This window comes from Bifidobacterium boum (assembly GCF_000741535.1).
GTDB classification, from domain to species: Bacteria; Actinomycetota; Actinomycetes; order Actinomycetales; family Bifidobacteriaceae; genus Bifidobacterium; species Bifidobacterium boum.
In genome coordinates this window covers 37,780-51,844 of record NZ_JGYQ01000006.1, presented here as the reverse complement: position 1 = coordinate 51,844, position 14,065 = coordinate 37,780, and the positions used below count along the sequence as shown (strand labels likewise).

Annotated in this window: 10 protein-coding genes and 1 tRNA gene; 7 read left to right on the top strand and 4 right to left on the bottom strand. The window is 59.9% G+C overall.

The annotated features are described in order from the left end of the window. The first annotated feature begins 61 nt into the window (after nucleotides 1–61). Complete coding sequence (locus BBOU_RS01220; RefSeq protein ID WP_026503334.1) at nucleotides 62–421, top strand: winged helix-turn-helix transcriptional regulator; 360 nt, start codon at nucleotides 62–64, stop codon at nucleotides 419–421. A 334-nt stretch (nucleotides 422–755) separates the two neighbouring features. Here the strand turns inward: BBOU_RS01220 and BBOU_RS01215 are convergent, their stop codons facing one another. Next, nucleotides 756–2,210, bottom strand: a complete 1,455-nt coding sequence (locus BBOU_RS01215; protein ID WP_051616862.1) for a C1 family peptidase — start codon at nucleotides 2,208–2,210, stop codon at nucleotides 756–758. Between the two features lie 139 nt (nucleotides 2,211–2,349). Between BBOU_RS01215 and BBOU_RS01210 the strand changes: the two genes are divergently transcribed. The 4 genes from BBOU_RS01210 (at nucleotide 2,350) to BBOU_RS01195 (ending at nucleotide 8,089) form a co-directional block, all read left to right on the top strand. Further along, nucleotides 2,350–3,309, top strand: coding sequence for a TatD family hydrolase (locus BBOU_RS01210; RefSeq protein WP_026503336.1), 960 nt, complete (start codon nucleotides 2,350–2,352; stop codon nucleotides 3,307–3,309). Nucleotides 3,310–3,949: 640 nt separating this feature from the next. Next, complete coding sequence (locus tag BBOU_RS01205; protein ID WP_438823426.1) at nucleotides 3,950–6,292, top strand: KUP/HAK/KT family potassium transporter; 2,343 nt, start codon at nucleotides 3,950–3,952, stop codon at nucleotides 6,290–6,292. A gap of 121 nt (nucleotides 6,293–6,413) precedes the next feature. Continuing rightward, complete coding sequence (locus BBOU_RS01200; protein WP_026503338.1) at nucleotides 6,414–7,286, top strand: class II glutamine amidotransferase; 873 nt, start codon at nucleotides 6,414–6,416, stop codon at nucleotides 7,284–7,286. 77 nt (nucleotides 7,287–7,363) lie between these two features. Then, nucleotides 7,364–8,089 (top strand): HD domain-containing protein, encoded by a 726-nt coding sequence (locus BBOU_RS01195; RefSeq protein ID WP_026503339.1) that lies wholly within the window; start codon nucleotides 7,364–7,366, stop codon nucleotides 8,087–8,089. A 91-nt stretch (nucleotides 8,090–8,180) separates the two neighbouring features. Here BBOU_RS01195 and BBOU_RS01190 read toward each other — a convergent pair whose 3' ends face one another. Beyond that, complete coding sequence (locus BBOU_RS01190; RefSeq protein ID WP_051616863.1) at nucleotides 8,181–9,113, bottom strand: ATP-binding cassette domain-containing protein; 933 nt, start codon at nucleotides 9,111–9,113, stop codon at nucleotides 8,181–8,183. Further along, complete coding sequence (locus BBOU_RS01185; protein ID WP_033490567.1) at nucleotides 9,110–10,444, bottom strand: ABC transporter permease; 1,335 nt, start codon at nucleotides 10,442–10,444, stop codon at nucleotides 9,110–9,112. Before BBOU_RS01185 ends, BBOU_RS01190 begins: the two co-directional genes overlap by 4 nt. A 207-nt stretch (nucleotides 10,445–10,651) precedes the next feature. Between BBOU_RS01185 and BBOU_RS01180 the strand changes: the two genes are divergently transcribed. Next, a complete protein-coding gene (locus tag BBOU_RS01180; RefSeq protein WP_238551930.1) occupies nucleotides 10,652–12,484 on the top strand; it encodes a DUF6541 family protein in 1,833 nt (610 codons plus the stop codon). Nucleotides 12,485–12,695: 211 nt separating this feature from the next. Here BBOU_RS01180 and BBOU_RS01175 read toward each other — a convergent pair. Continuing rightward, nucleotides 12,696–12,783, bottom strand: a tRNA-Ser gene (locus tag BBOU_RS01175). 603 nt (nucleotides 12,784–13,386) lie between these two features. Between BBOU_RS01175 and BBOU_RS01170 the strand changes: the two genes are divergently transcribed. Further along, entirely contained in the window at nucleotides 13,387–14,013 is a 627-nt protein-coding gene (locus tag BBOU_RS01170) for a DUF5701 family protein (RefSeq protein ID WP_026503340.1), read from the top strand. The last annotated feature ends 52 nt before the right edge of the window (nucleotides 14,014–14,065 follow it).

Sequence of the window (14,065 nt, the reverse complement as noted above, 5' to 3'; positions counted from 1 at the left end):
GTGCCTTGGGTACTAATCGGTAACAATTTGATAGTTTCAAGGAAAACGAGGAGCAAAAATCATGACCGAAAAGACGGCTCTCGGCGTGTCGTCCCAGGATTTGCCGGCCTGCCCGGTCGAAACCACGCTCAAGCTGATTGGCAACAAGTGGGAAGTGCTTGTGTTGCGCGATCTGATGCCCGGCACCAAGCGTTTCGGGGAGCTCAAGCAGTCCATCGGCGGCGTCTCGCAGAAAGTATTGACCGCCAAGCTGCGTGAAATGGAGGCGTCCGGGCTGGTCGAACGTCATGTGTATGCGGAGGTTCCGCCACGAGTGGAATACTCGCTGACCCCGCTCGGCCGAAGCCTGAAGCCGGTGCTTGACTCGCTGGAACAGTGGGGGACGGCGTACAAGAAGAAAGTCGCCGCAACCGTACGGTAACTGTGCGCGGCATGACGTGAGACACCTTTCGGCACAATTTCGTTACAGAATTGCCAGACTATTCTCAGAAACGCGCATTGTTACTCTAAGAATCAGGCGGTTATATAAATCATGTCAACGGTTCGACCGATGGCGAGGCCCGCGAGGACCCCATAATTGAACCCCTTCTTCTCTCTTCTCTCTCGCCCGGTGGCTCCAACCGCCGGGTTTCTTCTTTTCTCCACCCTCTGCCGACGCTGACGTGCCCCTGAGCGTCGGTAGACGGTGGAGATGTAGCTTCTACCGACACTGACAGGACTCTCAGCGTCGGCAGAAGCGGGTGGTGGTGAGGGTCTCAGTCGCAGCGGCGGGTCAGCGGCTGCCACGGCTCGATATCCACCGGCTCGGTTTCGAGGATCGCCTTCGTTGCCTCGTCCAGATATTCTTTGCGGATGATCAGCTCGGTGACAAAACGGTCGAACCAATCCGCGGACGCGACATAATAGCCGTCCTCGCCGGCATCCTTGCCCCAGCTGTTCTCAACCTTCCAACGATTCGGCCTGCCGTCGGCATCCAGGTTCACGCCGGTCAGCGTCATCGCGTGATTGCTCGCACAATCCCAGTATTCCAAGCCCTGACCCTTATCAAAGGTGAACTCGGTGCCGAACAATTGGTCCACGCGCACGGTGCCGCGGTCGAAAATCCCGGCGTCACGCAGCGAGAACTGCATGCAATCACACGCGAACCAGATCGGGTGGCCGGCGCTGAGCTGGTCGACCGCCGCCTTGCGGAACACGTCAAGCGGCACGTTGACGAACTCCATATCCCCGGCTTCCGCCACATTCGCCGTCCACTTGATCCGGTACCGCTTGCCGAACGGGGTGCGGGCCATCGGCGCGTTGCACAGGGTGACCGAGTCGTTCACATCCACCGGCACGTATTTGTGCATGAATTCGAGCGGCGTGATGCCGTATTCGCGGATCTGAGGACGGTCGTCGCGGCCGTCCTCACCGGTATCCTTGGTATCCTTGGCGTCCGTTGTCTTGTCGGCGCCCTTCTTGCCGTCGGCATCATCATCGTCCTTGGCGCGGGCCAGGAAATCAAAGCGTTCCGGCGGTTCGCCGAGCGCGATGCAGCAGATGCGGTACACCGTCGCCATATCCTCGGTTTTTCTCTCACGCAACGCATCTACGCTGTCGCCCGCCGCGTGACGGTCACGCAAGTCGGCGGCGAATTCGCGCAGCTTGGTGTTCAGATACTGCTTGAACGCGTCGGAATTGCGGGAATTCGCGGATTCCGGATACGCTGATTTCGGGACCAGACCATATTTGTTGACCAAGGCGACGAACATCTGCCACCAGCCGCCGTCATCGGCCACCGTGTCATTGATGATTTCGAACACGCGGCTGTCGGTCGGCTCGTCCAATGTCGTGAGCACGTTCTCCAGATACGTATTCGATTTTTCGACCGCATCCCAGAAGAACAAGTAGGACTCAGAAAACTCGAAATCCTCAAGCTTCCAACGATGCATCAGCTCGTAACGCAGGGTGTTGAGCGAGGCGAACATCCAGCAGCGGCCGGAACGCTCCTGATTCGTAATCGACCCTTGCTTGAGTTCGATCGAGAAATTACGCGGCAACGCGCGCACGCCATGATAATCGGTGGCTGCCTTCAACACGCCCGCACTTGTGGCAGCGTTCGCCGCAACCGCGTTCGCCCGGTCGGCGTTGAACCGGCGGGAAAACTCGCGCAGCTGCCCAGGGCGCAGCGCTTTCTGATCGGTCGGATTGGTGGTGTCGTCATTCGCCATAATGCTCCTTGCTCGTGTACGCATGTGTACGCATGTGTGTGCATGTGCCTTTGTCAGAACCAACATCGTACTCCGCGCCGGTTCCGGGCAGCCACGGGGCAGAACCATCACGCGACCGCCCCCGATTAGACTGGAAGCCATGTCCAAGCATCATCATCGCGACCGCAGTTGGGCGCCCGCCCCCGAACCGCTCCCCGCCGACGCGCAAGTCATCGACAATCACACGCATGTGGCCAGCGTCGTCCCCTTCGCCCGCGAAATGAACCGGCAGGCCATCGAACGCGATCAGCCGCCGGTACCCGTGTACTCGGTCGAAGAACTGCTCGCCCAAGCGCAAGCCGTCGGTGTTGAAGGCGTCATTGATGTCGGATGCGAATATCCGAACCTTAATACCGCTGTGCAGATGGCTCTCGACCATCCGGGTACCGTGCACGCGGCGCTCGCCATTCATCCCAATGAGGCCGTGCTGCACGGGCATCGCGGTGTTCCCGGACCGGATGGCCTGCCATTGAGCTACAAGCCGTACCACGACGTCAGTTTCGAAGACGCGCTCGCACGCGTACACCGACTGGCGCTCGACCATCCGCATGAAGTGGTGGCCATCGGCGAAACCGGCATGGACCTGTTCCGCACGGGTGAGGGCGCCAAAGAACTGCAACGGCAAGCCTTCCGCGACCATATCGCGCTCGCCAAGGAGCTGGGTCTGCCCATGCAGATCCACGACCGCGACTCGCATAGGGAAGTCATCGATACACTACTCGCGGACGGCAGTCCCGAACGCACGGTGTTCCACAGCTATTCCGGTGACGCCGACATGGGACGCGTCGCCGCGGAACACGGCTGGTATCTGAGCTTTTCGGGAACGGTCAGCTATAAGGGTAATGACGGGATCCGTGAGTCGGCTCGGCTGGTGGGTCTCGACCACATCATGGTGGAGACGGATGCGCCGTATTTGACTCCGATGCCCTACCGAGGCCGCACCAACGCGCCGTACATGATCCCGTATACGCTCGCCGCGCTCGCCGATGTCTTTGATCTGCCGATCGCCGAGGTCGCGCGCGCCACCCGACGTACCACGCGCGAGGTGTATGGCGTTTGAGCGGGTGCGCGGCAAGTCGCGGATGGCGGTGCATCTTTGGGTTGCTGCGTGGCGAGTTGTCCGGGGATGGCGATTTGTGCCGGTATCTCTGGCAGGTAGCGCCGGTTACGCTGATGCCTGCGCGTTCCTGCATTGGTCGTGTGTCGGGTGGTTGGAGATGATGGCGCATCTCGAGGTTCCTGTGTCGTGGGTGATCCGGGGGTGGTTGGTTGTGCTGGTATCTCCGGCAGGTTGTGATGGTTACGTTGGTGCCTCGGGGTTCCTGCGCGGGATGTTGTTCGGGGTGTCATGGATGGCGGCGTATCTTCGGGTTTCTGACTCTGGGAGAAATCGGTGGTTGCGGGATGCCGGTGTCGTCGGCGTCGGGCGGTTGCGCGGCCGTAAAAAATTAGGCAGAACCTCCGTATGTCCCCCATATTGCGCCCGGATTTTTGCAATATCTCGCGTCCGTCGTATAAACTTGCGGCTGTCTGTAAAGGAATCGTGATGGCATCGCGGTTCGTTTGCCGGACATGAGAGTTCACGAGCGGGGATGGTCCCCGCCGATGGAGGATATGTTATGGCGGAATCACGGCAGCGTGAATCTTCGCATACCGCCAATCAGTCGAAGCAATCGCAAGAGCAGCAGGCTGACGAACGTATGCGCGAGACGTTGCTGAAGGCCGATACCTTCACCAACGCGCCCAAGGTCTCTCGCAAGACGTCGACCAAAGAAGAGCGCGAGGTAATCGCCAAGCAGCAAGAAGAAGAACATAAAGAAGCGGAAAAACTCGCGAAAACCGCGACCAAGGGGGCTATCGGCCGCTGGTGGACACGCGTGCAATCCGGTCCGAACAAAGTCACATTCACCATGGCGGTTGTCGCCTTGGGCGTGGTCTACGGCGATATCGGTACGTCGCCGTTGTACACGATGCAAACCTTCCTCAACGGGCAAGGCGGCATCCAGAACGCCGATAGGGAAGCGATCCTCGGCGTGCTGTCCCTCGTATTCTGGTCGATCACGCTAATCACCACCGTGAAATACGTGCTGATCGCCATGCGCATCGATAACAAAGGCGAGGGCGGCATCTTCGCCCTGTACTCGCTGATTCGCAAGTATGGCGGCTGGCTGGCCATCCCCGCGATGCTTGGCGGTGCCGCATTCCTCGCGGATTCGGTACTCACCCCGGCCGTGTCGATTTCCTCGGCAGTCGAAGGTTTGAAAACCATTCCCGTGTTTGAACCCATGTTCCGGGAAAACGCGAATCTGACGATGATCATCACCGCGATCATCATCCTGCTGCTGTTCTCAGTCCAGTCTCGCGGCACGGAAAGCATAGGCCGCGTGTTCGGCAGTATCGTGATGGTGTGGTTTGGCTTCCTCGCCGTCGTCGGCGTGTTCAACCTGAGCAACGATTGGAGTGTGTTCGCCGCCCTCAACCCGGTGTACGGCATCCGCTTCCTGTTCAGCCCGCATAACGCGGCCGGCATCGCCCTCATGGGCACGGTCTTCCTGTCGACCACGGGCGCCGAGGCGCTGTATTCGGATATGGGCCACGTGGGCCGAGGCAATATCTACTTCACCTGGCCGTTCATCAAGATCGCGCTCGTGTTCAACTATTTCGGGCAGGGCGCGTGGATGCTGCGCAACCAGCACAATTCGGCGCTTGAGGACGTGGAGAGCTTGAACCCGTTCTTCCAGATGATGAGCCCTGGCGTGCGCTATCTTGCGGTCGCGTTGTCGGTCACCGCAGGCATCATCGCTTCGCAGGCGCTGATCACTGGTGCGTTCACGATGGTCGCCGAAGCGACCGGCCTCAACTGGATGCCGCATCTGCAAGTGCGCTACCCGGCTCGCACGCGCGGCCAGCTGTACATTCCGGTGGTCAATGGCGTGCTGTGTGTCTCCACGCTCGCCGTGCTGTTCCTGTTCCGCGATTCGGAACATATTTCCGCCGCATACGGTCTCGCATTGACTATCACCATGATCACGACAACCGTGCTGCTCGCGGTGTACATGTGGTACAACCGGCACAAGGTCGGGGCCATCGTGTTCTCGATCGTGTTCCTGTCCATCCAGTTCATGTTCTTCATCGCCTCGATGGCGAAGTTCCTGCATGGTGGTTGGTTCACGATGCTGCTCACGCTGATGATCCTGACAATCATGGTCACGTGGAATGACGGTACGAAGATCGAGCGATCACAGCGCCGCCATATGAAGCGCAAGGATTTCCTGCCTGCGCTCGAGAAGCTGCACGGTGACTTCCGTATCCCGTATTTCGCGGACAATATCGTGTATCTGACGTCTGATAGTGAAATGAAGCGTCTTGACACTGATATCTTCTTCTCGATTTTCGCGGACCATCCCAAGCGTGCACGCGCCTGGTGGGCGGTTTCGGTGCAGACGACCGACGAGCCGTGCACGCGCGAGTATTCGGTTGAGAATTTCGGTACGGATTACCTGTTCCGTGTGAAGATCAAGCTTGGATTCAAGGTGTCCCAGTCGATTCCTGCATACATCCACCAGATCATGCACGATTTGGAGCATACGGGCGAGCTGCCGCAGCAGAAGTCGCAGTATCCGAAGCTCGACGCCGATCCAGGGGTGGGCACCATCAAGTATGTGCTGATCCATAAGGCGTTGATGCCGGAATCCACGATTTCTGAGCGTGGTGCGCTATCCCTGCAGATGAAGTATGCGATCCGCCATGCGGCGGGGTCTCCAGTCAAATGGTTCGGTCTGGCGCCGTACAATCCGCTGATTGAGGTGCAACCGCTGTTCCTGTCGACTCGTCGACCGCCGAGGCTTAAGCGTGAAGCGAATAATCTGCGGCAGGTCGAGTCGAATGAGGATGTGCTCGCTTTGACGAAATCCTCGGCAAAATCCGCTAAGGCCACGAAACAGTCCGCGGCGCAAGCGTCGGAGACCAAGCCGGCTCGTAATCAGAAGTCGGCCGCGTCCGGCTCGCAACAGCGACAGGCCAATCAGCGTAAGAACCAGTAGCCGCTGATGCCGTACGCCCAAGGCCGCCCGTTCCTCCTGCAGGAGCGGGCGGCCTTGATATAACCAGCCTCTATAGCCACACGCATCAACGGTGTCCCACCGCCCGCTAGAGTGGATGATTATGTGCAGGTTACTGGGTTATGCGACTGCGGGAATCAACCGCAGCTTACAAGATGTGCTGGGTGGCGAGCAGACTGTCAAGGATTTTCGTGCGATGAGCATGGTCCACAATGACGGTTGGGGCACCGCTTCGCTGTGCACCCCCCAGGAGCCTCCGTACCGTCGCGATGGCGGTGCGCCGTCGCCGGAAACCGGCACGCGCCTGTACAAGTCCACTACGCCGGCGTTGCATGACCCGGTGTTTGACGAGCTTGCCGTGCAGCCGGCCCGTGGTGCGTTATGGCATTTCCGTCTCGCCAGCTCGCATTTGCCGCTGATTTTGGAGAACCAACAGCCATTCTTCGCGAACGGGTTGAGTTTCGCTCACAATGGCGATATTTCCGATGATTATGGCCGCAATATCATCGAGAATCATGATTTCCCCGTCGATCGCAGCGTGTTCCTGTCCACGGGCGGGCGCAGCGATTCCGCGGTGTTTTTCGCTGTGATTTTGGAATACATCGGTTTCGGCTTCCCGCTGGATGAGGCGGTTGCCCAGGCGGTGCGCGAGCTGCGGCAAAGCTATCCGAAGTCTAGCTACAACTGCATGATCCAGAGCGATGACCAACTGGTCGTATTGCGGGCGTCGGGGCGTACCGAAGTCCCGCCGCGCATCATGGAAGTGTACGCGGGGTATGGCTGGCAGCAGCATGCCATCGACTATCGTGTGATCAGGTATCGGCGGATTCTGGGCGCCGATGGCACGGCGGAGGGTGTGGTCGTCGCCAGTTCCGGATTCCCGCAGGACGAGTCTGATGGTTGGACGGAGCTGGGCAACGACCAGATGGTCGTCGCTTCGAATCGTACCGGCGAGTTCCGTATCGAATCCATCTGATTCGCTTCTTATGCGGGGATCATGCGGGCAGTTTCCTCGCGACTGGTTATGGGTGACAGCTCCCTACAATGGACGGTATGAGTGGATATATTCCGACACTGGCCCAAGTCGATGAGCTGCACAGGAACATCGCGCCGTCGCAGGCCGCATACGATCTGATTCACACGCATTGCGTCATCGTGGCGACTATCGCTCGCGAAATCGTGAGGCACCAGAACGCGCTGTTCGTGCGGCGCTGCACGCTACCGACGGACGCGTCCGGTCGCCCCGACCCGTCGCAGGCCGCCCCCTCTGACGGCATCACCGGCGGCGAAATCCCGCCGAGGCTCCTGGACGAGAATCTGGTAGTGATTGGCGGATTGCTGCACGACATCGGCACGTACCGTGTGCTTAAGCACGACGGATCCGATGGTGAACCCTTGAAATTCGACGGACCGCGCTACATCGAGCACGGTCTGCTCGGCTATCGGTATCTGCTGGATGAGGGTGTGGACGAGTCCATCGCCCAGTTCGCGCGCAACCATACCGGTGTGGGATTGACGAAGGACGAGGTGATCCGTCAGGGGCTGCCCTTGCCGCCGGCGGATTACGTGCCGGTCAACCTCGAACAGGAGGTGGTTATGGTAGCTGACAAGTACAACAGCAAGTCCGTGCCCCCGAAGTTCCTCACCGCACAATCGTATGCGAACAAGGCGGCCCGCTTCGGCGAGGAGAACCGCCGTGCCTGGCTTGACCTGGTCGGCAAATACGGCGAGCCTGACATTCCGGCGCTTGCCGAACGGTTCCATCAGCGTGTGGTGTGAGCGATCGCAAACCGGCGCGAAATACGAGTGGAGGCCTGCGCCCTCGAATTACCGGGGTGCAGGCCTCCACTCGCTATCGGCGGGAAACCGATTAGTCATACAAGGCGAACACGTCATCGCACCTGTCGGCGACATCCTCGCTGTCAGTGACGATGATTACGCAACGCCCGGTATCTGCGGTCTTGCGGTTCGGCCGGGCGAGCTGGGTCAGCAGCGTGAGGATAGATGAAGCATCACCCGCTTCAAGCCCTCCGGTCGGCTCGTCAAGCAGCAGGATTTGTGCTTCGCAGCAGATCGCCCGTGCAATCGCCAATCGTCTCCGGTCAATTTCCCGCAGCTTGCCGGCGGGCGTGTGCACGAGCGCCTCATAGTTTTCCACAGCCTGCTCGCTACCGTCGCCGAACCCGGTCTGGTCAAGCAGATCGCGGGCGATATCGACTTTGGAGCGCAGGAAGTTGCGTCCGGAGGCGTCCATCGTGTACACGAGATTGCCGATAGCGTCTAAATCGTCGCGGATCGCATACTGTTGCGGTACGACGCCGAGCCGGTGGGCGCGCGCCTCAGACGGGTCGAAGGACGCCAGATCATTGCTTTTCAGCATGACCCTGCCGCTGGTGGGGTACAGCATGCCTGACGCGACGGCCATGAAACCGACCCGCTGTTCAGGGTCCTCCGGGTCGACCATGATCGCGACCGTGCGGCCGTTATAGCAGTCGAAACTGATGTTGTCGAGCACGTTGCGTCCGGTTTTGCGGTTTTTCAGGATGATGTTGTTGAACGCGAACGCAGGATATGCTTTCAGGGCGACATGACGGCGGCCGCGCAACTCCCGGTCGATACGTGACGACGTGCTGGTTGCGGCATCGGCGTGGGCGACCTCGTGGTCGGGTGTATCTGCGGGCGTGGCCGCAGTATCGTCGGCCTTTGCGGCGGCGGTGTCAGCGTCAATGTCATCAATGACGACACTGAACTCCACGCTGTCCACGGATTCGTCGGCTTGAGTGGTCTCGTTCTTTTCGCTCACTTGGATTCCTCCTTGGCTTCAGTGGTGGCTCGCGGCTCAAACACCGAGATTTTGCGTACGGCGACGACACGGAACATGGCAATGAACGCCAACACCAGGCAGGCGAGCAGGCCGTAGCCGATGGTCTGCCACACCAGGCTGGCGGACATTGCGACGTCATAGCCGCCGGCCGCCCAATGCGCGAGCGGCTTGGTGCCGAACCCGCCGGCCAACGCGCCGATCGCGAAACCGCAGACCGTGGGTATCAGCACTTCGAGCATGAACTGCCAAGCGATACGTGTCTTGGACACGCCGACCAGCATGGCTGTGGCGATTTCGCCGCGGCGGCCGACCAAACTTAGCGCCACCAGCACGATGAGCAGCAGGCCGCCGACCGCCAGCAGTACGATCCGTACGACGCGCAAGCGTTCCGCCAGCCTGCCCAAAGGCTTGATGCGTGCGGCGTAAGCGTCAAGCGAAGTCGAAACGATCTCATAGCCGGACGGCAGCTTCGCCTTGTTGATGAGCTTCACGAACTTCTTATAGGCGCTCATACTGTCCATGGTGAACGTGACTTGAAGATCGGGGATGGCCCAGCCTTTGCCGGTGGTGCTGTCGAACCCGTTGATGGCGAACGCGTAGTAGCCGACGAAAATCGCGTTGTCACGATTGTCTTTCGCGAGTTTCGTGGATGCGGCCGCCTTGCCGTCCTTATACCGGTAGATGCCGGCGACTTTGAGTTTGACGGTGGTTTTCGCATCGGTCGGATTGGCGATGGTGAACGTGTCGCCGACCTTGAGATTGTTCTTCTTGGCAACGGTTTCGGAGATCAGCGCCGAAGTCGAATCCGTGCTGGACGTGGAATACGAGATGTTCTTGCCCTTGACGATGGTGAACGCGCCTTGAGCGTTGGCGGCAGCCGCTTCCTTGCTGTAGAAGGTGCGCAGCGTGAACTCGCCGCCGGTTTTGCCGGCATCCTGGTCGGCGGTGCCGGCTACGGCCTTGAATTTGGCGGTCTGCCGGACCGGCACGGCCTCCGTGAAGGTGTAGGTGAAGGTGAGGTTTGCGCTCTGCGCGGCGCTCGCGTACGTGGAGTACTTCGTCCACGTCAGATAATGCTTGCTCCAGCTGGAATCGGCGCCATCGTATGTGGATTGCACGGATTGCTTGAGCTTGAGGTCGAGCGTCGGTTGCTGGGCGTCATAACCGGAACCGTACGCGGTATCGCTTGCGTGGATGACCGCGGTGGAAAACATCGTGCCGAAAGTGACGAGCAAGGCGATGATGATGGTGAGCAGGGAGCGCCACTTGTGGCGTTTGAGAGCTGCCCATGCGTTCTTGAGAACGAACATTGCTTCTCCAGTCTCTGGCGGCATCGCCGCCGACGCGTACATATATGGTCAGTCTACGTTCATGGTGCTGACTAAATGCTGGGAACTTCGTTGGTGTTTCAGTTGCGCGTGGCGGATGGTGCTTGATTTCGCGGCCTATTTCGTCTCCGTGCGACGGATCCATACCACGCGTCAGGATAAGATGGGCGAGTGAAATATGCTCGGTGGATGTTGCCGTTGTGCTCGATAATCGGGGTGGGTATTGCGTTCGGCGTAGTGATGGGGTGGTTCCCGCACACGTCGATGATCTGGCATTATCCGTTGCAGCAGATTGACGCCCCAGCGCATTACTATTTCGTCCGCCGGATTTTGGGGGAGGGACTTGGCGCGACGACGCACTTGTGGCCGAATGACGCGTATTACCCACCGCTGTTCCATATGCTTGCGGCCGGATTGGTGCAGGTGGCGTCGGTATTCGGGGCGCAGATGTCCGTGTTCACGGCGGTGAACATCGTGTGGCTGGCGACTTCGGGTATCGTATGGCCGGCCGGCGTCCTCATGCTGTCCACATATTGGACGCGATTGGTGGACAAGTCCGATTGGCGGCCGTTCTCGTGCTCGATGGCGATTATCGTGCCGGTGCTGTCCGTATCGTCCGCAAGCCACCCGTTCCTGATGCTCGCCCGTGGACCGCTATACGCCTACGGACTGGCGACCACGCTGCTCCCGTACTGGCTGTACGTCACGTTGCGGTTGTGCGACGCCTTGACCGGCAGCTGGCAGCGGCGCAAGTCAGGGGATACGACAGATGACGAGGATGACAAGACGATACGGCCTGCAGCGCCACAGGCGCGTGTATGGCCGTGGATCCTCGGTTTCATCGCCGTAGGAGGGCTGTGTGTATTCGCCCACCCGCGCATCGTGTTCTCCTGGCTGCTGCTCATGGTGCCGTTCATCGTGCTGCGCATGCCGTGGAAAGTCATCGCGGCGCTCGCCGGCGTGGTCGTGTGCGGGGCGGTGGCCTTGTTCGCGTACATGCGCGGCTCCTACCAGTCCAAGCGGTACGGCAATCCGGCATCATGGTTCCACACGTTCGTCCCGTCACGCAGCGTGCCGGAAGCGCTCCGTATCTTCATGACGGACAACATCTCCGGGCCGGCAGGATGGCTGATGGTGGGCGTAACCGTGCTTGCGCTGATAATCGTGGTGTGTGTCATCGTTCGCCCGCCCGCAGCATACCGCAACGCCCGCCGGGATGCGATTGCGCTGATTGCCGCATGGCTGTTGCTCATGCTGCTATTCGTGTGCTCGACCTCACTGACCGGCTGGTTCCCCAATATCGTCGCCGCGGTTTGGTATCGCGCTGAAACCCGACCGTTGAGCATGATCCCGTTCGGCGTGATTCCGCTGCTCGTGTTCGCCGCATGCGCGGTCGCGGGCGATGACGGGCTGATGCCGCGTCTGACGCGCGTGGCACGGCAAAGCATCGTAGTGATTGTGTTGGCTGCGCTTGTCGTCGCATGCCAGTTCGGGAATACGGAACGGGCTGCGCTGGCGCAATCGGTCTACCACAACGTGCAGTTGACCGATGAACAGCCGGACGAGCAGCTGACATCCAGCAAATACCAAGCGCTCGCTGAAGTAGTGAAGGTGACCGGTACGCGCGCGGTCATTGTTTCCGACCCGTTGAACGGCTCGATGTACGCGGTGAGCCTGTACGGAGCCAACATGCTGTACCCGATTTACAATCCGATGAAAGAGAAGCATGGTGCGAAATTCGAGCAGACCGAGTTGTCATTCGCTTCGGGGGATGACCGTCGATTGTTGGACACCGTGTGCCCGTTGGGTGGCAACGGCACGCCCACGTATTTCCTGACGATGGGCCCTCAAGCGCCGAGCCTACAGATGTTCACATTCCGCCAGCAGTTCGACCCGTTCCACGATGAAGGACTGATCGCGCACTACGAGAAGCGCGGTACGCTCGTCAAAGTGCGGGATTTGAGCCGGTATGGGAACGGTTGGGCGCTGTATCGTTTCGGATGCGCTGCCGGGCGCGGTTGATGCCGGGTAAGGCAGTTGGGTGTCGATTTCCGCCATCATGTGTCATGACGCATGATGGCGGAAAGGTCCTTACTGCAAGAGCATAATCCGCACTGAGACCCGGAATCCCGGGAGCCAGCGGTCTGCCGGCGGGGCAGGACCATATCCAGTGCCCATTTCGCATTTTATGGAAAACCCCGGATGCCTTGCAATGCTTGGCATCCGGGGTGTCTGGCGGAGGATACGAGATTCGAACTCGTGAGGCTGTTACACCAACACGCTTTCCAAGCGTGCGCCATAGACCACTAGGCGAATCCTCCATTGCTTGTGGAAACGCATTTGTGTGCGTAACCGGGCAACTCGAATAGGATATCACGAACCATGAGACATGCAAATTGATATGGGTGTGTCGCATCGGAAGGCGGCTAGAGATATCGCACGAGTTCCGTGTTCCTGTACGGGGATGGTTGCAGGGGTGTCAGATATCGTGCCGGTTGTGCCGGGTTGTGGAGGATGCCGGGGTATTTGCGGGTCGCTGGTGTGCCGGTTGGCGGGAATCGCGGGTTACGGGTGTATCTGTGGGTTGCCGTGGGTCGGGGCCATAGGAATCGTCAGATGCAGTGCCTGTTGTGTCAGGTTGTGCGGGTTGCGGCGCCGGTTGGTGGGGGTTGACGGTGCTGTCGTGCGGGGAGAGGGAATTGGGTGGGTATCTGTGGGTTGCCGGGGGTTGGGGTGTGCGGGGAGTGCCGGATGCAGTGCCTGTTGCATCGGGTTGTGGCGGATGCCGGGGTATCTGTGGATCGCTGGGCAGGAATCGTGGGTTGCGGGGGGTATCGGCTGATTCCCGGCGGCGACGATGGTCGTTGGCCCGCCGCCGGCATACGATTCGTCGCCCTTCATACGAATGTCCTACACTGGGAGGTATGTCCATCGCATCGCAGGAAGCATTGAAGCAGCTCGACCGCATTGTCGCGCTTGGCTACCCTGATGTGGCTGATATGAGCGCCGAGGCATTCCGCGCCCTCGCACGTCCGCTCATCAGCGCGCTCGAAGACAGTGATCTCGGCTCGAATATTCTGCTCGTACCTACGCGTGAATTGGTTTCCCCGGAATCCCTGATCGCGCGAACCAGTATCAACCGCATGGCCGGTTTCACGACCATGCCGCCGCGAGATATCGCCAGTTTCCTGCCGCAAGACGGTTTCGAGCCGCCGGAAGGCCCGTTCTACCTGGTCATCGACCCGCATACGGGCACCGCATACATCAATCGTGAGCCGGATGTCGCGCGCAAACTCATCGACTCCGACGAGCGTCTGCCGCTCACGCTTGAAGAGGGGCTCGCCATCGCCACCCAGCATCCCGATTGGCTGGTGGAGAAGAACGGCTTTAACCTGCTCGGCTCTCGCAGCGCCGACGGCCGCGCCCCCAGCATCTGGATGAGCCAGAATGCCCCGAGACTGGGAGCGGTGTGGCCGAACTCGCGGCACACATGGCTGGGGAACGCCTACTGCCGTTCACGCTGCGGGGTTTCGCTTTTCCACTGGGCGTGATACCCAGCACCCTGATTCCGACGTCCAAGGCGTTCTGGCGCCCCCACCACGC

Coding starts and splice junctions, on each gene's coding strand:
- BBOU_RS01205 (WP_438823426.1), top strand. CDS start 3,950: ATGCGCGAGACGTTGCTGAAGGCCGATACCTTCACCAACGCGCCCAAG.
- BBOU_RS01210 (WP_026503336.1), top strand. CDS start 2,350: ATGTCCAAGCATCATCATCGCGACCGCAGTTGGGCGCCCGCCCCCGAA.
- BBOU_RS01200 (WP_026503338.1), top strand. CDS start 6,414: ATGTGCAGGTTACTGGGTTATGCGACTGCGGGAATCAACCGCAGCTTA.
- BBOU_RS01220 (WP_026503334.1), top strand. CDS start 62: ATGACCGAAAAGACGGCTCTCGGCGTGTCGTCCCAGGATTTGCCGGCC.
- BBOU_RS01195 (WP_026503339.1), top strand. CDS start 7,364: ATGAGTGGATATATTCCGACACTGGCCCAAGTCGATGAGCTGCACAGG.
- BBOU_RS01170 (WP_026503340.1), top strand. CDS start 13,387: ATGTCCATCGCATCGCAGGAAGCATTGAAGCAGCTCGACCGCATTGTC.
- BBOU_RS01215 (WP_051616862.1), bottom strand. CDS start 2,210: ATGGCGAATGACGACACCACCAATCCGACCGATCAGAAAGCGCTGCGC.
- BBOU_RS01185 (WP_033490567.1), bottom strand. CDS start 10,444: ATGTTCGTTCTCAAGAACGCATGGGCAGCTCTCAAACGCCACAAGTGG.
- BBOU_RS01180 (WP_238551930.1), top strand. CDS start 10,652: ATGTTGCCGTTGTGCTCGATAATCGGGGTGGGTATTGCGTTCGGCGTA.